Origin of the sequence: Micromonospora sp. WMMC250 (assembly GCF_027460215.1) — a bacterium.
In the GTDB taxonomy this organism is placed as follows: domain Bacteria; phylum Actinomycetota; class Actinomycetes; order Mycobacteriales; family Micromonosporaceae; genus Micromonospora; species Micromonospora taraxaci.
The window spans coordinates 2,905,591-2,927,237 of the sequence record NZ_JAPZBJ010000002.1 but is presented as its reverse complement, the minus strand read 5'-3'; the positions used below and the strand labels follow the sequence as shown (position 1 = coordinate 2,927,237).

Genomic DNA, 21,647 nt, shown 5'->3' with positions numbered 1-21,647 from the left:
CATCCAGAAAGGCAAGTCCTCACCATGCGTAAATTCTTTGGCACGTCGGTGGTCGCGGTCAGCGCCGCCGCCATGCTGGCCCTCGCGGGCTGCGGCTCCGGCCGCGACGGCGACAGCAACTCCGGCGGCGAGGCCGCCAAGGGCTTCGCGGCGAACTCGCTGATCGGCGTGGCCCTCCCGGCCAAGACCTCGGAGAACTGGGTCCTCGCCGGTGACCTGTTCACCAACGGCCTCAAGGAGGCCGGTTTCCAGGCTGACGTGCAGTACGCCGGCGCGTCGACCACGGTCGCCGACCAGCAGGCCCAGATCACCGCCATGACCACCAAGGGCGCCAAGGTCATCGTCATCGGCGCGACCGACGCCGCGCAGCTGTCGACCCAGGTCGCCGCGGCGCACGCCGCCGGTGCCAAGGTGATCGCGTACGACCGCCTCATCACCAACACGCCGGACCTCGACTACTACGTCGCGTTCGACAACTTCAAGGTCGGCCAGCTCCAGGGCCAGGCCCTGCTGGACGGCATGAAGGCCAAGAAGCCGAACGGCCCGTACAACATCGAGCTGTTCTCCGGCTCGCCGGACGACAACAACGCCGGTGTCTTCTTCAACGGTGCGATGGACGTGCTCAAGCCGGAGATCGACAAGGGCAACGTCGTCGTCGCCTCGGGCCAGAAGGACGTCAAGCAGACCGCCATCCAGGGCTGGAAGGCCGAGGGTGCGCAGGCCCGCATGGACCAGCTGCTGACCTCCACCTACGGCAGCAAGGAGCTGGACGGCGTCCTCTCCCCGAACGACACCCTGGCCCGCGCGATCCTGACCTCGGTCAAGGGCGCTGGCAAGCCGACCCCGGTGGTCACCGGTCAGGACTCCGAGGTCGAGTCGGTCAAGTCGATCGTCAAGGGCGAGCAGTACATGACGATCAACAAGGACACCCGCAACCTGGTGAAGGAGACCATCAACATGGTCAAGGCTCTCCAGGCCGGTAACGCCCCGCAGGTGAACGACACCAAGTCCTACAACAACGGCAGCAAGGTCGTCGACACGTACCTGCTCCCGCCGGTCGCCGTCACCAAGGCGAACGCGGCTGAGGCGTACGCCAACGACCCGAAGCTCGCGCCGCTCACCAAGTAATCACCGCACGGTAGGTAGTAATGCCGATGGGTCCCGGGTCTTCACTACCGGGACCCATCGTCGTCTCCGCACCCCCGCGCCCATCGGCTTCGACCCGGAAGGAGGTCTGACCGTGGCAGCACCAGTCCGGTCCAGGCCAACCGGCGTCGGTCGTACCACCGAATCGCCGCTTCCGGCGGTCCCTGGCGCGAGCCAGGAGGAGATCCGGCGGCAGAACCTCGGCGCCGTCCTGCGCTACGTACACCTGCACGGTCCGACGTCCCGGGCCGAACTGACCAGCCAGCTCGGCCTCAACCGCAGCACCATCGGCGCCCTCGCCGCCGACCTGGTGGCCAGCGGACTGGTCACCGAGGGGGCGCCGGCGAGCGTGCGCCGCGCCGGGCGGCCGTCGCTGGTGGTCAGTCCCCGCTCCGACCGCGTCTACGCGCACGCCCTGAGCATCGACGCGGACCGGTTACGCGCCGCTCGGGTCGGTCTCGGTGGGCAGATCCTGGACCTGCGGGAGATCCCGCGACTGAGCGGAACGTCGGCGATCGACGCCGTCCGGCCCCTCGCCGACCTGGTCCGTGACATGGAACGATCCGTGGCCCCCGACGCGCTGCTGGTCGGTGGGGCGGTCGCGGTCACCGACGCCACCCGCGAGCCGGACGGCAGGATCCGGATCGCCGGCGTCGACGAGACGCTCGGTGTCGCCCTGGAGGCGGAGTTCAGCGCCGGCCCGGGTTTCGTGACCGGCGACCTGGCCGACATCGCGGCCCTGGCCGAGCAGGTCCGGGGCGTGGCGACGGGCATCGACGACGTCATCTACCTGCACGGCGACCTCGGCATCAGCGCCGGCATCATCGTCGGTGGTCGGCTGGTGATCGGCCACCGGGGCCACAGTGGCAAGGTCGGTCACATGGTCGTCAACCCGAACGGTCTGCCCTGTGGCTGCGGGTCCCGTGGCTGCTGGGAGACCGAGATCTCCGAGGCCGCCCTGCTGCGGCACGCCGGCCGGGACCCGAGCGACCGCGCGGCGGTGGCCGAGGTGCTGCGCGCGGCGGCGGACGGCGACCGGACCGCCGGCGCGGCGGTCGCGCAGGTCGCCGACTGGCTCGGCTTCGGTGTGGCCAACCTGGTCAACGTGGTCAACCCGGACGCTGTGGTGTTCGGGGGGTCGCTTCGCGACATCTTCACCGCCGGCGCGGACGTGGTCCGTGAGCGGCTGGACACGATGCCACTGCCCGCCTCCCGCGAGTACCTGCGGTTACGTGCGGCGGCACTCGGCCGCGACGCCGTCCTGATCGGCGCCGCCGAGTTGGCGTTCGACAAGTTGCTGGCCGACCCGCTCAACGTCGGTGTCGCCGGCCAGACGGATCCCGCCGACCCGACCTAGGGGAGCTCCCGCACCACGCTGGTGCCGCTGCCCGGCCGGGACTCCCAGGTCCACCTCTCGCGCAACTCCAGGCGGCCGTCGGCCGACGCGCCCACCTCGGTCACGCAGCGCCCGGAGGACGTCTGCCCCTCGGTGTTGAGTTGGACGTAGCGGAACTCCAACCGGTCGGCCTCCCGGGTGCCGACGAGGTAGCCCCGTCGGATGGAGCCGCCCGCGTACTCGGCCCACACCTCACCGGCCCGCTCGTGGTACGTGAAGACCGTCTCGGCGCTCACCTCGCCGGCCACCACATCCGTCAGCGCGGCGAACCGCCGGCCGTCCAACGAGATCGTCATGCCACGACGCTAGTCGATCCGGGATTCACGTCCGGCCGGGCAGTGCCCCCGGTGGCCGCCGCCACCGGGGGCGCTGTCGGTCAGCCGCCGGGACGCAGCACCCGGCCGGGGCCGGCGGCGTTGTCGGAGGCGGCCTGGGTGCGCTGCGCTCCGGTGACACAGACGTCGTCCCCGATGAACGCCTCGCGCCACACGTAGCCGGCGACGCAGGTGTGCGGGCCGTACGGGCCGCTGACCCAGCGGCTCGCGGCGACCGCGTTGTCCGCGAGCACCTGGGACCGGGTCGTGCCGGTCACGCAGACGTAGTCGGACTGGTCGGCGTCGCGCCACACGTACCCGCTGACGCAGGTGTTGGGGCCGGACACCAGCCGGGCCGGGTTACGACGGGACGCGGCGGCGGCGTTGTCGGAGGCGGCCTGGGTGCGCTGCGCCCCGGTGACACACACGTCGTCCCCGGCGTACGCCTCGCGCCACACGTAGCCGGCGACGCAGGTGTGCGGGCCGTACGGGCCGTTCACCCAGCGGCTCGCCGCGGCGGCGTTGTCCGCCCACACCTGGCTGCGGGTGGCTCCGGTGACGCAGACCAGGTCGCCCGCGCGGGCCTCGCGCCAGACGTACCCCTGGAGGCAGCGGTTGACCACGTCGGTGGTCACCGTCACCGAGGCGGCGTTGCCGGAGAGCCAGTTCACGCCGATCTGCACGCCGCCCGCGTTGAGTGACTGGGCCGGACCACCGCCGGGGCCGGTGCGCAGCAGGGTGGGCGTGCCGTTGCGGACCTCGTGCAGCAGCACCGTGTCGGCCGGGATGCCGGCGCTCCAACCGGTCTTCCGGCGGAACTCGACAGTGTAGTAGTGGAACAGGTCGGCCGGGTCGAACGGAATCCGGATCAGCTGCGGGCCGCTCGCGGCGGGCACCTCCAGCGGTGCCAGGGTGAGGCTGCGGGAGCCGACCCCGTCGGCGCCCATGGTGAAGATCCGGTTCTTCGGTAGCCAGCCCAACTCGTCACGGTTGGGGCCGTTGAGCCCGACCGCGCTGGTGCCGTAGTTCGCGGTGCCGAAGGCGTAGATGTGCATCGCGCTCATCTCGTCCCACGGGTCGTCGTACTCGCCCGGCTGGGACCACGACGCGTTCTGGTAGGTGGTGTCGTTGGAGAACGAGTGGCCCAGGTTGTAGCCGTGCAGCATCTCGTGCGCGGCGAAGCCGACGTTCCAGGCGCCCGGGTCGAGCAGCACCCGACCACCGGCCGCGCCGGAGTCGACCCAGTCGTTGAGCATGACCGCGATCCGGTTGCCGGCCGGCACCGCGTAGCCGGCGGCGGCTGCGGTGTCCACGCAGCGCTGGGTCCGGGTCCACCTGTCGATCGACCCGAACTGCGCCAGGGTGTACGGCATCGTGTACCAGCCCCGCACCACCGAGCCGGCCAACGACACCCGACCGCCGGACTGGTCGGCCAGGTAGTCCGCCACCCCGCCGGTGCCGACGCCGGTCGCCGTGAGGAAGTTGGCGAAGTGCGACGGCGGCTGTGGCTCCGCCGGCTTGTCGCTGAACTTGCACAACAGCACCGACCACGGGGTGGCGTTGCGGATCGGGCTGGCGGACGCCGGGGTGGCCGGCAGTGCCACCGCCCCCAGCACGGCGCAGGCGAGTGCCACTGCGGACGCGGCGACCCGACGGAGGACTCTGGACTTCACGCGTACGCTCCCATCGCTGCGGCCCACCGGACGCGGGCCTGCGGTCCACATCGGAGCACTGATCGTGATCGGACAGACGCGTTCAGTCGCGTTGGCGACGGGCTGGAATCCGACTGCGCTGGTCAGCGGCATGTCGGTGCTCGGCGTTAGGCTCGCCGGCGTGGGCGTGCACCAGCTCGATCGCGCGCAGGCACGACGGATCGCCGTGCGGGCCCAGTTGTTGGCCGCCCCGCGCCCGACCGACCTGCTCACTGTGGTGCGGCACCTGACGCTGCTGCAGATCGACCCGACGGCTGCCGTCGCGCCGAGCGCCGACCTGGTCTGCTGGAGCCGGCTCGGCTCGTCGTACCAGCCCGCGCACCTGCGTCACGCCCTCGAACGGGACCGGACGCTCTTCGAGCACCAGGCCATGCTGCGACCGATGGACGATCTGGGGCTCTACCTCGCGGCGATGGCCGCCTGGCCCGCTCACGAGCGGCAGCGCGAGTGGCTGCGCGCGAACGACTCGTTCCGGCGGGACGTGCTCGACCTGCTCGGTCGCTCCGGGCCACTGCTGTCCCGCGACATCCCGGACACCTGCGCGGTGCCCTGGCCGTCGTCGGGGTGGACCAACAACCGCAACGTCACCCAGATGCTGGAGTTCCTGGTCGCCCGCGGCGAGGTGGCGATCTCCGGTCGTCAGGGCCGGCAACGGCTGTGGGATGTCGCCGAGCGGGTCTATCCGGCCGGCATCCCCGTCGTGGCGTTGGAACAGGCGCTTCGGGTCCGTAACGAGCGCCGGCTACGCGCGTTGGGCATCGCCCGGGCGAAGACACCGGTCCTTCCGGGGGAGCCGGCGGAGGTCGGCGACGCCGGCGAGCCGGCGGTGGTCGAGGGGGTCCCGGGGGTCTGGCGGGTGGACCCGGCCGCTCTCGGGCAGCCGTTCACCGGGCGTACGGCGTTGTTGTCGCCGTTCGACAGGTTGGTGCACGACCGGGTCCGTCTCGAAGAGCTCTTCGAGTACGAGTACGTGCTGGAGATGTACAAACCGAAGGCCAACCGGCGCTGGGGCTACTTCGCGTTGCCGATCCTGCACGGCGACCGGCTGGTCGGAAAGGTGGACGCCACGGCCGACCGCCGGCGCGGCACGTTCACCGTGCACGCCGTCCACGAGGACGTCCCCTTCACGCCGCAGGTGAGCCGCGCCGTGCACGACGAGCTGCGCGACCTGACGTCCTGGCTGTCGCTGACCCCGGAGGGCCTGCGCTGACGGGTGATCGCCGAGGCCCCCGCGCCCCGACGAGCACCCGTCGCTGTCCACGCGATCAGACGTCGCTGCCTACGCGATCCGGCGGACCCGGCGCACCGCCAGGTAGAGCAGCAGCAGGGCGAGGGCGACGAAGATGCCCGTCTCGATGCCCTGGAACAGCCAGAACCGGTCGGCCGGCTGGTAGAGCTGCCAGTTGTACGCGCCCGGTTCGAGGCCCAGCTCGGCGCCGCAGACCCGACCGTCCGGCCCCTTCCCGCCCGGCGGGCACTGGATCCGGGTGTCCTCCGCGATCATCGTCCCGTCCGGGTTGCGGACGCCCTGGGTGAGGATCCAGTCGCCCCGGCCGATGTCCGGCGGCCCGTCCCCCTCGATCGGGAAGGTCTGGGTCTGGGCGGGCTGGTAGCGCGGCCGGGCCAGGATCTCCACCGCCGCCCGCACACCGATGAACCCGGCGAGGGTGATGCCCATGGCGGGCAGCATCCGCTTCCAGACGGTGCCGGCGAAGATGCCCAGCGCCACGGCGAAGAGCGTGTAGCCGATCGGGACGATGCCCTGCAGATCGAAGACGATCATGCCGAGGCGACCCTCCTGGGCGGCGTGGGTCAGCGGCTCCACCCACCAGGACATGCCCAGCCCGTAGCCGATCGCGAGGAGCAGCACGGCGGCTCCGACCAGCCCGAACTTCGTCAACGCCCAGCGGGTGCGGCCGACGCCCTGGGTCCAGACGAACCGGTGGGTGCCCTGCTCCACCTCCCGGGCGACCAGCGGGGCGCCCCAGAACAGGCCGACCAGCACCGGCAGGGTGATCAGCAGGACGGCCAGCAGGTTGAGGCTGCCGTACTGGTTGCTGAAGCGGTGGAAGCCCGCGTCGCAGGCCTCGCGGGTCGTCGCGGCGACGTCGGCACGGGCAAGCTGGACGACGCAGTCCGCCAGCCCGAGGTCGGCGAAGGTGTTCCGCATCGACAGGCCGATCGGCACCAGGAGAGCGGCGAGCGCGGCGAACCCCAGCACTGTGTAGAACGCCTGCTTGCGGTGTTGCCGCCAGGTCAACCAGATCATGCTGCTACCCCCCACTCGCTGTGACTGGTCTGCGCGGTGCCCTCGGCGAGGTAGGCCAGGACGACGTCCTCCAGGCTCACCTCGCGGATCGTCCAGGCCGGATCGGTGACCGGCCCGTCGGTGCGGACCAGCAGTGTCGACTGCCGATCGGTGTGGCTGGCCCGGACGACGGCGGCGACGCCCCCGATCGGGCCGCCGTCGTGCCGTGGGCCGACCAGTTGGCGGTGCTCGGCGACCAGGTCGTCGACCGCGCCGGTGAGCTGCACCTTGGCGGCGTTCAGCACGATCAGGTAGTCGCAGACGCGCTCCAGGTCGGCCAGCAGGTGCGAGGAGAGCAGGACCGTGGTCCCGGAATCCGCGACGCTGCCCATCAGCGACTGGAGGAACTCACGCCGGGCCAGCGGGTCGAGACTGGCGACCGGCTCGTCGAGCAGCAGCAACCGGGGCTGCTTGGCCAGCGCCAGGGCCAGCGCCACCTGGGCCCGTTGCCCGCCGGACAGCTTGCCGACCTGTCGGTCCGGTGGAATGCCGAGCTGCGCCAACCGGGTGCGGGCCAGGTGCGCGTCCCACCGCTTGTTCAGCTTGCCGCCGGCGACGACCAGCTCGGATGCCGTGAAGTCCCGGTAGAGCGGGGTGTCCTGGGCGACGAAGCCGATGTCGGCGAGGCCGTCGGTGTCGCCGTACGTCGACCGGCCGAACACCCGTACCGTGCCCGCGTCGGGCTTGAGCAGCCCGACGGCCAGGTGCAACAGGGTGCTCTTGCCCGCACCGTTGGGCCCCACCAGCGCGGCGATCCGGCCGGCCGGCAGGTGCAGCGAGCAGTCCCGCAACGCCCAGGTGCTGCCGTACCGCTTGCCCAGCCGGTCAGCCTCCAATACATGGTCCATTCTCTGTCCTCTCGTTGCGCTCATGCGGGTTCCTTCTGCGGGGTGTCGTCGGCGAGGGTGGCGCGCAGCGTGGTCTCCACCAGGGCGATGACGTCCTCGGCGGTGAGGCCGGCGGTCTGTGCCCGGTGCAGCCAGGCGACCAGGTCGTCGCGTAGCTCGGCCTGGTTGGGCAGGGACGCGCCGGCAAGGGTGCGCTGGACGAACGTGCCCACCCCGGGTCGGCCGCCGACCAGACCCTCGATCTCCAGTTCCCGGTACGCCTTCAGCACCGTGTTCGGGTTGATCGCCAGGGATTGGGCGACGTCCCGGACCTTCGGCAACTGGTCGCCCGGTGTCAGCAGACCGACCCGCAGAGCCTGTTTCACCTGCTGGACGAGCTGCATGTAGGTGTTCACCTTCGACCGGCTGTCCAGTACGAACTCGATCACTCGCGATGATCCTTCCTGTTGTCCTACGACAGTAGGACTAATAGACAGCTTCACCGGCACGGCGACTGCTGTCAAGGCCGGCCCTGCCCGGCCCGGCGCGTCACAGGCGCTGTTCGGCGTGTCGACCCTGTGGCACCCGCAGGCCAGAGGTTGGCCCGCACGGGTCACCGGCTCGGGAAGGAACAGGCAGCGATCCAGGCGGAAGGGGAGGTGTGCGATGGTCACCAAGGAACTGACGACGACGAAGGCCACTCCACTACAGGTGGCCCGCGCGCGTGGCCGCGTACGCGGGCGACTGATCCTGCTCGGCCCGGCGTTCGTCGCCGCTGTCGCCTACGTCGACCCGGGCAACTTCGCCACCAACTCCGCCGCCGGCGCCCGTTACGGATACCTGCTGGTCTGGGTCGTGGTGGTGGCCAACCTGATGGCGATGCTGGTGCAGACCCTCACCGCGAAGCTGGGCCTGGCCACCGGTCGCAGCCTGCCCGAGTTGTGCCGAAAACGCCTGCCGAAGCCCCTCAACAAGGCCATGTGGGTGCAGGCCGAGATGGTCGCCATGGCCACCGACCTGGCCGAGGTGATCGGTGGCGCGGTCGCTCTGTACCTGCTCTTCGGCATCCCCCTGCTGCCCGGCGGGATCATCATCGGCGCCACAGCGTTCGCCGTGCTGGCGCTGCGCTCGCGAGGCTTCCGCGCCTTCGAGATCGCCATCGCCGTGGGGCTCGGCGTCATCGTCCTGGCCTTCGCGGCGAACCTGCTCGCCGCCGGTTCCGACCCGGGCTCCGCCGTGGCCGGCCTGGTGCCTCGACTCCAGGGCACCGACAGCGTGCTGCTGGCCGCCGGCATCCTCGGTGCCACAGTCATGCCGCACGTCATCTACGTGCACTCCGCGCTGACCCGCGACCGCATCCCCGCCACCGACGACACCGAGCGGCGGATCCTGTTCCGTGGTCAACGCACTGACGTGCTGCTCGCCCTGAGCGCGGCCGGCGCGGTCAACCTCGCCATGCTGCTGATCGCCGCCGCCAGCTTCCGGGGTGGTGGACCGGGTGGCGCGGACAGCCTGGAGGGTGTGCACGCCGGGCTCGGTGAGACCATCGGCACCGCCGCGGCGTTCGGGTTCGCCATCGCCCTGCTGGTCTCCGGGCTGGCCTCCACGAGCGTCGGCACCTACGCCGGCGAGGTGATCATGCAGGGCTTCCTGCGGCGGCGGATTCCGCTGCTGCTGCGCCGGCTGGTCACCCTCGTGCCCGCGCTGGCCGTGCTCGCCGTCGGCCTCGACCCCACCCGCGCACTCGTGCTGTCCCAGGTCATTCTCAGCTTCGGCATCCCGTTCGCGCTGATCCCGGTGGTCGCCTTCACCCGTCGCCGGGACCTCATGGGCAACCTGGTCAACCACCCGCTCACCACGGCCGCCGCGTCCCTGGTGGCGGTCTTGGTGGTCGCACTGAATGCCTTCCTGCTCTGGCAGGTCGTCGCGGGCTAGACCGGCCGGCAGACACCGGTCGAGTGCGCCGCCAGGGTCACGGACGTCCGTGGGAGCGTTATGACTGTGAGTCATATTTATGACCCACAGTCATAACGCTGTCCGCAGCGTGTCGGGTCGGCCCGTGGCCGGCGGCAGTGGGTGCGTCAGGTGCGACGGCCCTCGTCGCGGGTCGGGATCTCCTGGCGCTGTTCGAGGGCGTCGGCCGGGTTGGCGTCGGCCGGCAGCGACGTCACGTCTTCGAGCGCGCCCGCCGGCAGGGCGCCCTGCTCGGCCAGGTCCGCCTCGGACGCCTCGGGGTCGACGTCACCCGACACCCGGTCCGGCGGCCCGTAGTCCACGGCGCTCTGCCGTTGCTCCTGGGCATCCGCCTCCGGAGGAGGGAACGTGTCGTCCTGATCATCCCGGTACGTGCTCATCGGAGCCTCCTGCCCGGCGTGTCTCGACATGCCGCCGGGCCACTGCCTACCCGCGGTTGCCCGTCGCACGCTTGCTACCTCTCCCGGCGGGGCGCGGCGGCCAGTCCCAGCCCCAGCAGCGCGCACACCGAGCCGACCAGGAAGAGCAGTGACGCGGCCGGCTGACCAAGCCACTCCCAGAACGGATGCCAGGCCGGGTGTGGCTCGCCGCGGTGGTGGCGCAGCAGCGACGGGACGGCCAGCAGCACCGGCAGCCACCACAGCGCCACGGCCACGCCCAGCAGGACGCGCACGGCGCTGCCGCGCTCAGCGGAGCGGCGGCTGGCCCAGGCGAAGACCCACCACCCGGCCACCGTACCCAGCAGCGTGCCGAGCACCCCGGCGGGAACCACCAGCGGCGGTGGCGCGCGGTGCAGCTCGACCGCCAGGTAGGAGGCGTCGGCGGCGGTCTGCGACGAGATCGAGGCGTTCAGGATGGTGTCACCGCGTCGAGCGACCATCGTGGTGTCCGTGATCGCGAGCGGGGTGGCGCACAACTTGTCCGCGCAGCTGATGCCCTCGGTCACCTGCGGGTCGTACACCGTCCAGCCGGCACCGGAGAGGCGGTCCCGGGCCACCGCGACGATCTGCTCGGCGGGCACCGGTGGCGCGCCGAGGGCGGTGGCGCTGGTGGCGCTCTCCTGGTACTCACCGCCGTCACCCAGCACCAGTGTCTTCACGGTGCCCAGACGCAACGCGTGCCCGTAGACGACGAAGAGCGCCGGCGGGGTGTCGATCTCGCCGAGGTCGTGGCCGGGAAAGGCCACGGTCAGGATGGTGCTGGCCTCGGCCCGGTCGGGTTGCGGCCGGGACGTCTCCCAGGCGGCCCGGCTGGCCGACGCGCCGGTGAAGAGGCCGCACACGACAGCGGCGAGCGGCACCCAGACGACAGCCGCGCCAGTGCTCGGACGGCCCAGGCGGTGGAGGAGCCGCCGCCCGAACGGGCGGGCCGCGGAGGTGTCGGTCCCGGGCATGATCATCCCTTTGATCGAGAACGAGGCGGAGCGACGGTACATCGACCAGGGGTATGGACGCGTACCCGCGACTGCCGCCGTCGGTGGTCGGGATCGGACAAGATGGGCGGGTGGCCGGGGCATGGCCGCGACGAGGAGGATGGCGATGCGGGTACGCGGGCGGTTGAGCGGGGGACGGCGCGCCCGGGTGGGGGCGGCGCTGGGGGCCTTGCTCACCGGCGTGGTCGTACCGACGGTGGTGCTGACCCCGGGGGCGGCGGTCGCGGCGGCGGTCGGCACGCCGGTGTGCCAGATCCGCGACGACCGGCTCCGCGAGCTCTCCGGGATGGTCGCGACCGACGACGGGTACGTGGTCGTCAACGACGGCGCCGACGACGAGGCCCGCCGTCGGATCTTCTTCCTCGACCAGCGGTGCGCTGTGGTCCGGGCGGTCTCCTACCCGTCCCGACCCAGGGACACCGAGGACCTGGCCGTCGGCCGGGACGGCACCGTCTGGGTCGCTGACATCGGCGACAACGACCGTTCGCGTACAACTGTCGGGGTGTGGCGGCTCGCACCGGGGGCGGAGCGGCCGGTGCTGCACCGGATGACCTACCCGGACCGCCCGCACGACGCCGAGGCGTTGCTGCTCGACGCCGACGGCCAACCGATGATCATCACCAAGGGTGGCAGCGGCACCGTCTTCCTGTACCGCCCGACCACCGCGCTACGAGCGGGGGCGACGACGCCGCTGGCCCCGGCCGGCCAGGTGACCCTCCCGACGACGACGACGAGCAACCCGTTCTCGTTTCTCGGGCGGGGTGTGGTCACCGGCGCGGCGACCGCGCCGGACGGGCGTCGGGTAGTGCTGCGCACCTATGCCGACGCCTTCGAGTACGACGTCCCCGATGGGGATGTGGTCAAGGCGTTGACGTCCGGCACCCCCAGGACCACACCGTTGCCGGACGAACCCCAGGGCGAGTCGATCACCTACAGTCGCGACGGTGGGTCGCTGCTCACCGTCTCCGAATCCGCCGACCAACCGCCGGGTACCCGTCCGACGATCCTGCGCTACCCGGCCACGGCCGAGCCGGCACCGACAACGGCCCCGACGGGCTCCGCCGGCCCGGTGTCGCCCACCGACGTCCGCCCGATCGCCGAGGACACCATCGGGCCGGGCGGCCGGATCTGGCCGCTGGTCGCCGGCGCCGGGACACTGCTGGCCCTGCTCGGGCTGGCCGGTGTGCTGCGGTGGAGGCACACCGCACGCCGCTGAGCGGACCGCGCGGTGCGGCAGGATGAGTCCCATGTCCACGCTGTCCACGCTGCGTCACCCGATCATCGCCGCTCCGATGGCCGGCGGCCCGTCCACGCCCGCGCTAGCGGCTGCCGTCTCCGCGGCCGGTGGGCTGGGCTTCCTGGCCGCCGGGATGATCGACGCCGACCGGCTGGCCGCCGACGTCGCCGAGGTCCGCGCCCGCACCGACCGGCCGTTCGGGGTCAACATCTTCCTGCCCGACCCGGGCGACGTCGACGAGGCCGCCATCCGGGCGTACGCCGAACGGCTCACCCCGCAGGCCGCCCAGCGCGGCGTCAGCCTGGGCGAGCCGGTGGGCGGCGACGACGCGTACCCGGAGAAGCTGGCCGCCCTGCTCGCGGACCCGGTCCCGGTGGTGTCCTTCGTGTTCGGGCTGCCCGACCGGGCGGCGGTGGCCGCCCTTCGTGAGCGCGGCACCGAGGTGTGGGCCACCGTCACCCGCCCGGAGGCCGCCACGGCCGCCGCCGACCTCGGTGTGGACGCGGTCGTGGTGCAGGGCACCGAGGCCGGTGGGCACCGCGGTGGCCTGCCGGACGACGACGACTACGCGCTGCTGCCGTTGCTCCGGCTGACCGCCGCCCGCTGCGACCTGCCACTGGTGGCGGCCGGGGGCGTCGTCGACGGCCCCGCGCTGGCCGCCGTGCTGGCTGCCGGCGCCACCGCCGCGCAGCTCGGCACCGCCTTCCTGCGGTGCCCGGAGGCGGGCAGTTCGCCGATGCACCGGGAGGCGGTGGCCAGTACCGCGCCCACCGCGCTGACCCGGTCGTTCACCGGCAAACGAGCCCGGGGCGTGACCAACGACTTCCTGCGCCAGCACGACGCCGCGGCACCGGCCGGTTACCCACAGGTGCTGCACCTGACGCGCCCGCTGCTCGCCGCCGCCCGGCGCGACGGGGACGCGTCGGTCGTGAACGCGTGGGCCGGGCAGGCGCACACGCTGGCCCGGGACCTGCCGGCGGCCGAGGTCGTCGCCGACGTGAGCGCCGGTGCCCGGGCGGCCCTCGCCGCGCTGACCGAGCGGTCGACCCGCTGGGGATGACCAGGGCGCCGGCCACCGGCCCGGGCGGGCGGGGCAGGACGGGCGGGAGACCCGTTAGAGTCTCGCCGTGATCGAGATCGGCGCGCAGGTCGAGCTGTCCCACCCACCCGAGCGGGTCTGGCTGGCATTGACCGATCGGGAGTTGCTCGGCCGGTGGTTCGCCGATGCCGAGACGCTGGAGGGCGTACCGGATCGGCTGTCGCTGCGCACCGCCGGGTTGCCCGGCTTCGGGGCCGACGTCGAGGTCGAGGTGACCGACCGGCAGGAGCCGGACCGCCTCGTGCTGGCCTGCGACGAGGCCGGCCGGCTCAGCGAGGTGACCTGTGACGTCACGGCCACGACGCAGGGTTGCCGGCTGGAGGTGCGGGAGGTCACCACGCACGGCGGGTGGTCCGTCGAGCAGCAGAAGCCACGCGAGCAGCAACTCCGGCAGGCGCTGACCGTACGACTGCCGGCCATCCTCGACTGGCTCGCCTTCCAGCAGGTCGACCTGCGGCGCGGCGACGCCGGAATGACCACCGAACTGCCGCTGGTCGGCGCGTCCCGCAACGGGCCGGCCCGCGCCCGTCGACGGACGGTGGCCGCCGTGCTGGTCGGGCTGGCTGTCCTCGGCGGATCGGCGGCGTGGGTGGCGCTCCCGGTCGGCGGCAAGCAGAGCGCCGCGCCTCCCGCGCCCGCGTCCCCGTCGCCGTCCGGGACGGCGGTCGCGGTCGCCACCACCCCACGCGCGACAGCCTCCGTGCGTCCGTCCCGGACGGCCACGTCGCCGACCGTCCGTCCGAGTCGGACTCCGTCGGTGAAGCCGACACCGACAACCACGGCGGCGGTGCCATCACCTCCGCCGCCGTTGACCGCCCGTTACGAGACCGACTCCAGCCGGCTGTTCGGCTACACCGGCGAAGTGGTGGTCGGTAACCCCGCAGCCACTCCAGCGGCGGGTTGGGTCGTGGTGGTCACCTTCGCCGACGGCAGCACCGTCGACGACGTCGAGGGTGCGGAGTCGCGACAGGACGGCAGGTCGATCACCTTCACCGGCGGAGCACTGCCGGCGGGCGGGTCACAGACGATCCGCTTCGACGTACGCGACAACCGGCCCAAGGCCCGGGCGCCGGAGAGCTGCACGGTGGGCGGCAACCCGTGCGCCGGCCTCTGACCTGAGGCCTGTTTCACAAGAACTGGCCGGCCTGCGGCGAGTCCGGACGAAACCGCGCCTTGCCGGATCGCCGCCCGGACTCCGCCTCGGCTCGACCGCCCTTGTGACACAGGCCTTAGGCTGCGGTCATGGCACTGCTGCACCGGGCCACACTGCGCCCCACGAAACTCGACCTGCTGGCGGCCTGGCTGCCGGACCAACAGTGGTTCGCTGGGCGCGTCGGCGCCTCCGGCACGCTGACCGCCGCGGACGTGGTGAGCCGGGGCGCGTACCGCTTCGACGACCCGGCCGGTGCGGTCGGCATCGAGACGATGCTGGTCGGCACCGCCGACGGGCCGGTCCACCAGGTTCCGCTCACCTACCGCGCCGCGCCCCTCGACGGGGCCGAGGACTGGCTGGTCGGCACCACGGAACACTCGGTGCTGGGCACCCGCTGGGTGTACGACGGCTGTGGTGACCCGATCTACGCCACAGCGCTCGCCCACGCGATTCTCACCGGCGCCGGTCAGGCGGAGCAGTACTTCGAGGTCGACGGCCGGCGCGAGGTGCGCGAACCGACGATGACCATCGTGGTCAGCGGCGCCGGCGAGGCCGAGGTGCCCGCCATCGGTGCCGTGCGCCGCGTGGTCGACGAGGACCGCACGCTCATCGACACCGACGCGGTCGAGATGGTCGTCGTCCACCGGCCGGGCGCCGAGGCGGACAGGCCGGCCGGGGCGATGTTGGGCGGCAGCTGGGACGGTCAGCCGACGACCGTGCCGCTGGCGTACGCCAAGCTGCTCTGACCTGCTTGTTCTGTGTGTGCGGTGGGCGGCCCGCGACGATCGGGCCGCCCACCGCGTTCACCACCGCGCGGGAGGCGGAGGCGGCGACACGGGCGGCCGGTCGTCGCAGGTGATGGTGTTGGGCAGCAGCCACGGCGCGAGCCAACCGCCGTCGTTGCCGCCGAGGTCGGTCAGTGTGAACTCCGAACCGGCCGGGGTGAAGTGGAACGAACCGCAGTTGTTGACGCCGACCGCGCCGACGTTGCGCGCGTCCACGTTGGCGAACGAGGCGGACCCGGCGGCGCGGGCGCTGACCACCGAGGTGCCGGTGCCGTCGACCCGGATGTCCCGGAATTTCACGTTGCTGATCGAGTAGAGGTCCTTCACCGGCCAGTCGCTGACCAGCATGATCGCGTTGTACGTGTTGTCGAGGTACGCGTCGCCGGTCACCTGGATGTCCGCGTCGATGCTGCGGTCCAGCGCGAAGATCCAGATCGCGCCGAGGCCGATGTTCCAGTTCAGCTCGTACGTGCCGGCGCGGGCGGTGGTGTTGTTGGTGATGCGTAGGTGCCCGGTGAACGGCTCCGCGCCGAAGCGGGATCCGGCGTGGATGCCGCTGCCCTCGCGGACCGGGTCGGCGACGAGGTTGTGCGACACGGTGGTGTCGGTGCCGCCGTAGATGGCGATGCCGTTGGCCAGGGTCGGTGACTGCACGGTGTTGTGGTCGAAGGTGTTGCGGGCGTTCGCTGTCTTCTCCGACCACATCGCGAGGCCGTCGTCACCGGTGTTGCGGACGAAGTTGTGCGCGACCAGGGAGTCGGTCACTCCGGTGTGGAAGTTGAGCGCGTCGGCGATCTGGTCGACGATGATGGTGTTGGTGACCCGGACGTTGCGCATCGGCCCGTCGAACCACACACCCACCTTCGTGTGGTGCAGGTAGAGCCCGTCGATGGTCGAGTCACTCATCGCGCCGCCGATCGCGTTCACCTGATCGGTGTCGATCCGCTCCCGGACGTCGCCCTCGATGGCGAAGCCGGAGAGGTGGACGTTGCGGCTGCCGCCGTCGGCGGCGTCCCGGCCGTAGAACCCGACGCCGGTGTGCACCGACCCGTCCGGGGCGGGTGTGGGCAGGGCGACCTCGCGGCCCTTGATGATGGTGTGCCAGTTGCCGGCGCCCTCGATGGTCACGTCGTCGACGATGACGTGCCGGTTGACCTGGTAGGTGCCCGGCGGGATGTAAACCTTCAGGTGGGTGCGCCGGGCGAAGGCGATGGCCTTGTCCAGGGCGTCGGCGGAGTCCCGCCGGCCGGTCGGGTCGGCCCCGAACGCCAGCACGTTCGCCGCGAGCAGCCGGACCCGCGGCGGGGCGACCAGTTCGGAGTCGAGCAGGTCGATGACCGTCCAGGCGGCCGGGCTGCCGGGTGGCGCGGTGAGCCGGATCCGGTCGCCGGCCCGGTAGGTGCGTCCGAGCAGGAGCCGCTGCTCGTCGTAGAAGTGGGTGGGCCGGAACGGGGTGGTGATGCTCGGGTACGGGGTGGTGGCCGCCGGCACGCACTGGCACTCGGTGATCCACCAGTCCGGGTGCAGCAGCCCGGCCTGCGGGTCGTTGGTGAACGGGTACTGGTTGTAGAGCCACGAGTACTGCGACGTGAGCGTCATGGTGCGCACGTGCTTGCCGTTCGCCGCGACCTGTAGCGGCGCGGTGATCCCGCCGCCCTGCGGGGCGTCCGGGATGCTGTATCGCACGGTGATCCCGTTGGCCGCGCTGGGCAGGACGAACTCGACGTACTCCCCGGGGGTGAGGCGGACGGCCCGGCGGCCGGAGGCCTCGGCGGGCAGCGTGTAGGCGGACCGGTCGGGGCCGATGATCTCGCCGGTGGTGCGGGCGTTCTCGGCCTCCTGTTCGAGGAAGCCGACGTTCGCGCCGCGCCCGGCGACCAACGCCGGGTCGAGGGCGGCCCGGGTGACGACGGGTGTCGCGCCGGGGGAGGCGGTCGGTCGGGCGACGGCCACGCTGGGGGTGACGACCAGCAGGGTGAGGCCGGCCGCGAGCGCGGCTGCGGTGGCGGCCGGACGGCCGGGGCGTCCCCGCGCCGGCATGATGGTCCGAAACATCGGTGACCCTCCTGGGTGGATGGTGGTGGGAGGCCCGCCGGGCGCCCCCGACGCCCGGCATTGATCGTCATGATGTCAGCACTAAACACCAGGCTGCAAGGTCGCAAGCGAGCAATGAAAAGAAGCGACAATTAGGCCGCAAGAATTGGACGGTTGTCGAGTTGAGGTGGCGCGCGTCGTCTGCCTCGACCAGCTCACGCCGGGCGTAGGCTGACCCTCGTGGATCAAGAAGACCGGATCGCCCTGTTCCTGGACTACGAGAACCTCGCGCTCGGCGCGCGCGACCACCGCGGTGGCGCGGACTTCGACTTCCGGCCGATCGCCGACGCGCTCGCCGAACGAGGCCGGGTGGTGGTTCGCCGGGCGTACGCCGACTGGTCGTACTTCGACGAGGACCGGCGGATGCTCACCCGGTCGCACGTCGAGCTGATCGAGATCCCGCAACGGATGGGCGCGTCCCGGAAGAACGCCGCGGACATCAAGATGGCCGTCGACGCCATCGAGTTGGCGTTCGAGCGCGACTACATCTCCACCTTCGTGATCTGCAGTGGGGACAGCGACTTCACACCGCTGGTGCACAAGCTGCGCGAGCTGAACAAGCGGGTCATCGGTGTCGGGGTCGAGGGGTCCACGTCGGCGCTGCTGCCGCCGGCCTGCGACGAGTTCCTCTACTACGACCGGTTGGAAGGTGTGGACATCCCGCCGCCCCGCAGCCAGCAGGCGCGTCCCACCCGCCCTGTCGGCGCGAACCAGCGCCCGCCCGAGCCCGAGCCCGAGGTGGACCGTCGACCCGCCGGTGAGGAGCCCGGCCGGGACGTGGACACCCTCGCCGTGCTGGTCGCCCAGACGGTCGCCGGGTTGCAGGGCAGCGCCAACGGCGAGGTCACCGCGTCCCGGCTCAAGCGCACCCTGCTGCGCAAGGACCCCACGTTCAGTGAGTCCGACTACGGTTTCCGCACCTTCAGCGAACTGCTGCGCCACCTCGCCGAGCGCACAGTGGTCGAGCTGGCCGAAGGGCCCGCCAAGGGCGACCCGGAGGTCTCCCTGCCCGAGCACGGTGACCGGGAGGTGGCCTTCGGCCTGCTCCGGGGTGTCGTGGCGGACCTGGGCAGTGGCGGCAACCCGGTGGCGCTGTCCGGGCTGAAGAACCAGGTACGCCGCGCCCGTCCCGACTTCAGCGAGAAGAAGCTCGGCTACCGCAGCTTCCTCCAGTTCTGCAAGGCCGCTGCCACCGCCGGCGTGCTGGACCTGCGCTGGAGCCCCGAAGCCGACGACTACCTTCTGACAACCCAGAGCTGACCCCTCCTGCGCGAGGGTGAGGGTTTGCTGATTGGCAAGTCAGCGGCGAAAAAACCACCCGTTGTGGTTTCGAACCGTCAACGCTTGACCCGAATTACGCCTGGATTGTCGCTCTTGCCCCGGTCCGGGCATACCTGCGCCGTACCCTCTGCGCGGGAATTGCTATACGGTCGGCGAATGAAGGTGGAGGAGCACTGGTGGAACGGAGACACGACCCCGCGCGGGCGCAGGGACGTGTACATCCGTACTGACGGGCAGGGTTGGGAGGTCCGCGCCCAGATTGGTGGGGCGTCGGGTCGTGAGCGGGTGCAGCAGTGCCCCAGCCGGGCCTCGGCGGCCATCCTCGCCGACGCCTGGCGCGGCACCCACCCATCCTGGCGCGAGCTGAAGCAGCGCTGATCCGGCACCGGGCCGGGTCGGCAACGCTCCCGGGCTCCCCCAGCCCGGCGCGCGCGCCGACCGGCCCGGCGCTCGGCACACCGGACCGCCAGCCGCTCAGCGGCCGATAGTCGATCTCCTCGATCAAGTGATGAGAAATAGGTCCCGCAGGGCGGATTCAGCTATTTTCCATCACTTGATCAAGGCTTGGCGGCGGGCTCGTGTCTCTGCCCTCAGGTCGGGTACACGGAGGTCTGCCGGTCGCGCCCGATGGAGGTCCCCATGTCGCAGGGTCCCGCTGAGGAGAACCCCAGGCTCGACGAGGAGGTCCGGGAGGCCGAGCGCCGGCTCGTCAACCTCACCGCCTCGTCGGACGACGTGCTGGACGACGACGACGCGCTGACCGACGACGACGCGCGAGCTCCGGACGAGGCACCCTCCGAGGGGAACCCCCACCAGGAGTGACTCAGGGGCGGGGAACCGCCCCGTGCCCGTGTACGCCGGCCGTGACCCGCTCCCGCCGGTGCGCGCCGCGGGGGCGGATGGACGACGCCGTTTCCTGCCCGCGACCCACTGCCAACTCGTTGCCGCGCGACCGGAGGAACGGTCGTTCCAGCAGGTGGTAGCTGAGGGCGGTGCCTCCCAGGGCGATGCCGATGCCGATCACGCCGACCGCAATGCTGGGCAGGCCGAGCCAGTTCCTGCTCAGGAGCACGATGGGGAGGGTGTGCCAGAGGTAGAGGCTGTAGCTGATCCGCCCGGTCGCCACCAGCGGTCGCCAGGACAGCAGCCGATCCGGGCCCGCCGGGCGGGCCGCATAGCCGGAGAGGATGAACAGCACGGCACACCCGACGGTCAGCGGGAGTGCGACGAGGCGGTAGGCCGGCGAGTAGGGATCACTGCCCAACGCCGTCCATAGTGCGACGAACGTGAACGCGGCCACCAGGACCGGACGGTCGCCGATCCGGAGCCGGGGAGTCCAGCCCTGGGTCAGCGGGAAGGCGATGGCGGCACCGACCAGCAATTCGCTGGTGTGGGCGAGGGGGCCGTAGTAGAACCACCAGCCCGGCTGGACGGCCGCGACGAGGTAGGCAGCCCCGGCGGCCAGCAGCGCGAGGCGTGCGGCGCGGGCCGCCGGCATGCGGCGGAGCCATAGCACCGCCAGGGGCCAGAACAGGTAGAAGTACCACTCCACCGAGAGAGACCACGTCATCGAGAAGGGGTCGATCGGGGTGCCCCCCAGTGTGACCCACAGCGACGTGGCCTGGACCGCGGCCACGAGACCGTGGCGCAGGGACGTCTCCGGGGAGAGGGCGCTGTCAGGCAGGAGCCAGGCCAGCGCGGTGATGCCCACCAACGCCCCGACCAGCGGTGGGTAGAGCCGTCGTACGCGGTTCCGTAGGAAGCTTCCGTACGGCGGCATCCGCTTGACCAGCAGCGTGGTGATGATGAAGCCGCTGAGGACGAAGAAGAGGTCGACTCCGATGTAACCGCCCTCGAAGCCGGGGAGCCGCTGGCCGATCCAGTGGACCGCGCACACGGCCAGGATGGCGATGCCACGGATGCCGTCGAGGTGGTCCACGCGACCCCTCGCACCAGGTGTGCTCCGCGGGGACTCGAACCTGGTGACCATGACATCGTTCACCGATGGAGAATTGCATACTTGTCCGGTATTGTGGCGGTTATGGGCTTTCTGTCCATTGGTGACTCTGTCCGTCAGCTCAAGCCCCGGCGCAGACGTCGACACGGGCTGCGGGGCCTGCCCGGCCGGTAGCTGCCGGACAGGCCCGTCGTCCGGGCAGGGGTTCAGCGTTTGAGCGTGAACGTGAAGTCGCCGGAGAGCCTGCCGCTCAACCGGACCGCCGAAACGATCATCCCTTCCCTGATCAGTCGGTCGACCTCGCCGCGCGACAGAGCACAACCGTCGGCGATCAGTCGTACCGGCCGGACCGGGATCCGTGCCGCGAAGCGGACGACCACGTCGATCACGTCGTGGTCGAGGTGAACCGATCCGTCGGTGTCCAGACGCCAGGCGTCGGTCCAGTCGAGGTCGAACCGGTTGCGGCGCTGCACGACCGGGTCCTGGAGGAGTTCAGCGGTCAGCCCGCTGTCGTTGTCGTGCAGCCGGTCCAGCATCTCCGGACGGATGGCGCGCACCGTCGTCCGCTCCAGGACGGTGAGCTTCGCCGTGACCCCGCAGGCGGTGCAGAGCGCGAGGAGCCAGACATCGATGAGTTTGTGATTGGCGTTGACGCGGAACCTGCCGCTCGGCCGCAGTCGCTCCGACGCGCAGGCGTGGCAGCGACGGCGGACGAGGGGCAGGCAGGTGGGCACGACGGCCCAGTTGATGAGCACAGAAGTACACCGGTTCCAGTGAGAAAGTCCGCAGCAAGAAAAAGCGCGGCGCACAGGGCGCGACGCGCGACAGATCAGCGCTCGGGAAATCTCACAGGGTGTACAACGGCACGTCCTTGCCTAGACGACCTGGTTGCGCAGCACGGTAACGGCGGACGACGCCGCCGCTCCACCGGT

General features: G+C 71.4%; 21 protein-coding genes. 11 read left to right on the top strand and 10 right to left on the bottom strand.

Annotation, left to right across the window (positions count from 1 at the left end; translation table 11 throughout):
- Positions 1–24 precede the first annotated feature (24 nt).
- Together O3438_RS12760 and O3438_RS12755 are read left to right on the top strand one after the other, a co-directional pair.
- Positions 25–1,128 (top strand): substrate-binding domain-containing protein, encoded by a 1,104-nt coding sequence (locus O3438_RS12760; RefSeq protein WP_269680171.1) that lies wholly within the window; start codon positions 25–27, stop codon positions 1,126–1,128.
- 112 nt (positions 1,129–1,240) lie between these two features.
- The gene (locus tag O3438_RS12755) at positions 1,241–2,503 is read left to right on the top strand and encodes an ROK family transcriptional regulator (RefSeq protein ID WP_269680170.1); all 1,263 of its coding nucleotides are present in this window, start codon (positions 1,241–1,243) and stop codon (positions 2,501–2,503) included.
- On the opposite strand, the gene O3438_RS12750 is transcribed toward O3438_RS12755, so the two are convergent.
- Complete coding sequence (locus O3438_RS12750) at positions 2,500–2,838, bottom strand: hypothetical protein (RefSeq protein ID WP_269680169.1); 339 nt, start codon at positions 2,836–2,838, stop codon at positions 2,500–2,502. The genes O3438_RS12755 and O3438_RS12750 overlap by 4 nt on opposite strands.
- An 80-nt stretch (positions 2,839–2,918) precedes the next feature.
- Positions 2,919–4,529 carry a hypothetical protein gene (locus O3438_RS12745; RefSeq protein ID WP_269680168.1) on the bottom strand — a complete coding sequence of 537 codons (1,611 nt, stop codon included), beginning with the start codon at positions 4,527–4,529 and terminating at the stop codon, positions 2,919–2,921.
- A 160-nt stretch (positions 4,530–4,689) separates the two neighbouring features.
- Here O3438_RS12745 and O3438_RS12740 point away from each other — a divergent pair, with 160 nt between their 5' ends.
- Positions 4,690–5,778, top strand: coding sequence for a DNA glycosylase AlkZ-like family protein (locus tag O3438_RS12740; protein WP_269680167.1), 1,089 nt, complete (start codon positions 4,690–4,692; stop codon positions 5,776–5,778).
- Between the two features lie 69 nt (positions 5,779–5,847).
- Here O3438_RS12740 and O3438_RS12735 read toward each other — a convergent pair whose 3' ends face one another.
- The 3 genes from O3438_RS12735 to O3438_RS12725 are packed head-to-tail and all read right to left on the bottom strand — an operon-like array spanning position 5,848 to position 8,152.
- Positions 5,848–6,837, bottom strand: coding sequence for an ABC transporter permease (locus tag O3438_RS12735; protein ID WP_269680166.1), 990 nt, complete (start codon positions 6,835–6,837; stop codon positions 5,848–5,850).
- The gene (locus tag O3438_RS12730) at positions 6,834–7,724 is read right to left on the bottom strand and encodes an ABC transporter ATP-binding protein (RefSeq protein WP_269683635.1); all 891 of its coding nucleotides are present in this window, start codon (positions 7,722–7,724) and stop codon (positions 6,834–6,836) included. The genes O3438_RS12735 and O3438_RS12730 overlap by 4 nt, the downstream gene beginning before the upstream one ends.
- Before the next feature lie 20 nt (positions 7,725–7,744).
- Positions 7,745–8,152 (bottom strand): GntR family transcriptional regulator, encoded by a 408-nt coding sequence (locus tag O3438_RS12725; protein WP_269680165.1) that lies wholly within the window; start codon positions 8,150–8,152, stop codon positions 7,745–7,747.
- A gap of 217 nt (positions 8,153–8,369) precedes the next feature.
- Between O3438_RS12725 and O3438_RS12720 the strand changes: the two genes are divergently transcribed.
- The gene (locus O3438_RS12720) at positions 8,370–9,638 is read left to right on the top strand and encodes an Nramp family divalent metal transporter (RefSeq protein WP_269680164.1); all 1,269 of its coding nucleotides are present in this window, start codon (positions 8,370–8,372) and stop codon (positions 9,636–9,638) included.
- 146 nt (positions 9,639–9,784) lie between these two features.
- Here O3438_RS12720 and O3438_RS12715 read toward each other — a convergent pair whose 3' ends face one another.
- Both O3438_RS12715 and O3438_RS12710 read right to left on the bottom strand, forming a co-directional pair.
- Positions 9,785–10,057 carry a hypothetical protein gene (locus tag O3438_RS12715; RefSeq protein ID WP_269680163.1) on the bottom strand — a complete coding sequence of 91 codons (273 nt, stop codon included), beginning with the start codon at positions 10,055–10,057 and terminating at the stop codon, positions 9,785–9,787.
- Positions 10,058–10,131: 74 nt separating this feature from the next.
- A complete protein-coding gene (locus O3438_RS12710; RefSeq protein ID WP_269680162.1) occupies positions 10,132–11,070 on the bottom strand; it encodes a hypothetical protein in 939 nt (312 codons plus the stop codon).
- Here O3438_RS12710 and O3438_RS12705 point away from each other — a divergent pair.
- The 4 genes from O3438_RS12705 to O3438_RS12690 all read left to right on the top strand — a co-directional run bounded on the left by O3438_RS12705 (position 11,069) and on the right by O3438_RS12690 (position 15,344).
- Complete coding sequence (locus O3438_RS12705) at positions 11,069–12,325, top strand: hypothetical protein (RefSeq protein WP_269680161.1); 1,257 nt, start codon at positions 11,069–11,071, stop codon at positions 12,323–12,325. The two genes, O3438_RS12710 and O3438_RS12705, sit on opposite strands and share 2 nt — an antisense overlap.
- 31 nt (positions 12,326–12,356) lie before the next feature.
- The gene (locus O3438_RS12700; RefSeq protein WP_269680160.1) at positions 12,357–13,406 is read left to right on the top strand and encodes an NAD(P)H-dependent flavin oxidoreductase; all 1,050 of its coding nucleotides are present in this window, start codon (positions 12,357–12,359) and stop codon (positions 13,404–13,406) included.
- A 67-nt stretch (positions 13,407–13,473) separates the two neighbouring features.
- Complete coding sequence (locus O3438_RS12695) at positions 13,474–14,559, top strand: SRPBCC domain-containing protein (RefSeq protein WP_269680159.1); 1,086 nt, start codon at positions 13,474–13,476, stop codon at positions 14,557–14,559.
- Positions 14,560–14,687: 128 nt separating this feature from the next.
- Positions 14,688–15,344, top strand: a complete 657-nt coding sequence (locus O3438_RS12690) for a CG0192-related protein (protein ID WP_269680158.1) — start codon at positions 14,688–14,690, stop codon at positions 15,342–15,344.
- A gap of 57 nt (positions 15,345–15,401) precedes the next feature.
- Here O3438_RS12690 and O3438_RS12685 read toward each other — a convergent pair whose 3' ends face one another.
- On the bottom strand, positions 15,402–17,438 hold the full coding sequence (locus O3438_RS12685) for a glycosyl hydrolase family 28-related protein (RefSeq protein ID WP_269680157.1): 2,037 nt from the start codon (positions 17,436–17,438) through the stop codon (positions 15,402–15,404).
- A gap of 219 nt (positions 17,439–17,657) precedes the next feature.
- On the opposite strand from O3438_RS12685, the gene O3438_RS12680 reads away from it, so the two are divergent.
- The 3 genes from O3438_RS12680 to O3438_RS12670 all read left to right on the top strand — a co-directional run bounded on the left by O3438_RS12680 (position 17,658) and on the right by O3438_RS12670 (position 19,580).
- Positions 17,658–18,737 carry an NYN domain-containing protein gene (locus O3438_RS12680; RefSeq protein ID WP_269680156.1) on the top strand — a complete coding sequence of 360 codons (1,080 nt, stop codon included), beginning with the start codon at positions 17,658–17,660 and terminating at the stop codon, positions 18,735–18,737.
- Positions 18,738–18,914: 177 nt separating this feature from the next.
- Positions 18,915–19,136 carry a hypothetical protein gene (locus tag O3438_RS12675; protein ID WP_030335934.1) on the top strand — a complete coding sequence of 74 codons (222 nt, stop codon included), beginning with the start codon at positions 18,915–18,917 and terminating at the stop codon, positions 19,134–19,136.
- 261 nt (positions 19,137–19,397) lie between these two features.
- Positions 19,398–19,580 carry a hypothetical protein gene (locus O3438_RS12670; protein WP_269680155.1) on the top strand — a complete coding sequence of 61 codons (183 nt, stop codon included), beginning with the start codon at positions 19,398–19,400 and terminating at the stop codon, positions 19,578–19,580.
- Position 19,581: 1 nt separating this feature from the next.
- Here O3438_RS12670 and O3438_RS12665 read toward each other — a convergent pair whose 3' ends face one another.
- On the bottom strand, positions 19,582–20,697 hold the full coding sequence (locus tag O3438_RS12665) for an acyltransferase family protein (RefSeq protein WP_269680154.1): 1,116 nt from the start codon (positions 20,695–20,697) through the stop codon (positions 19,582–19,584).
- Between the two features lie 224 nt (positions 20,698–20,921).
- Positions 20,922–21,470 carry a DUF1062 domain-containing protein gene (locus O3438_RS12660; protein ID WP_269680153.1) on the bottom strand — a complete coding sequence of 183 codons (549 nt, stop codon included), beginning with the start codon at positions 21,468–21,470 and terminating at the stop codon, positions 20,922–20,924.
- Positions 21,471–21,647 lie beyond the last annotated feature (177 nt).

Bases quoted from the DNA above. Each gene is read 5' to 3' on its own strand.
- O3438_RS12760 (WP_269680171.1), top strand. From the start codon at position 25: ATGCGTAAATTCTTTGGCACGTCGGTGGTCGCGGTCAGCGCCGCCGCC.
- O3438_RS12750 (WP_269680169.1), bottom strand. From the start codon at position 2,838: ATGACGATCTCGTTGGACGGCCGGCGGTTCGCCGCGCTGACGGATGTG.
- O3438_RS12735 (WP_269680166.1), bottom strand. From the start codon at position 6,837: ATGATCTGGTTGACCTGGCGGCAACACCGCAAGCAGGCGTTCTACACA.
- O3438_RS12730 (WP_269683635.1), bottom strand. From the start codon at position 7,724: ATGGACCATGTATTGGAGGCTGACCGGCTGGGCAAGCGGTACGGCAGC.
- O3438_RS12720 (WP_269680164.1), top strand. From the start codon at position 8,370: ATGGTCACCAAGGAACTGACGACGACGAAGGCCACTCCACTACAGGTG.
- O3438_RS12715 (WP_269680163.1), bottom strand. From the start codon at position 10,057: ATGAGCACGTACCGGGATGATCAGGACGACACGTTCCCTCCTCCGGAG.
- O3438_RS12705 (WP_269680161.1), top strand. From the start codon at position 11,069: ATGATCATCCCTTTGATCGAGAACGAGGCGGAGCGACGGTACATCGAC.
- O3438_RS12710 (WP_269680162.1), bottom strand. From the start codon at position 11,070: ATGCCCGGGACCGACACCTCCGCGGCCCGCCCGTTCGGGCGGCGGCTC.
- O3438_RS12700 (WP_269680160.1), top strand. From the start codon at position 12,357: ATGTCCACGCTGTCCACGCTGCGTCACCCGATCATCGCCGCTCCGATG.
- O3438_RS12690 (WP_269680158.1), top strand. From the start codon at position 14,688: ATGGCACTGCTGCACCGGGCCACACTGCGCCCCACGAAACTCGACCTG.
- O3438_RS12685 (WP_269680157.1), bottom strand. From the start codon at position 17,438: ATGTTTCGGACCATCATGCCGGCGCGGGGACGCCCCGGCCGTCCGGCC.
- O3438_RS12675 (WP_030335934.1), top strand. From the start codon at position 18,915: ATGAAGGTGGAGGAGCACTGGTGGAACGGAGACACGACCCCGCGCGGG.
- O3438_RS12670 (WP_269680155.1), top strand. From the start codon at position 19,398: ATGTCGCAGGGTCCCGCTGAGGAGAACCCCAGGCTCGACGAGGAGGTC.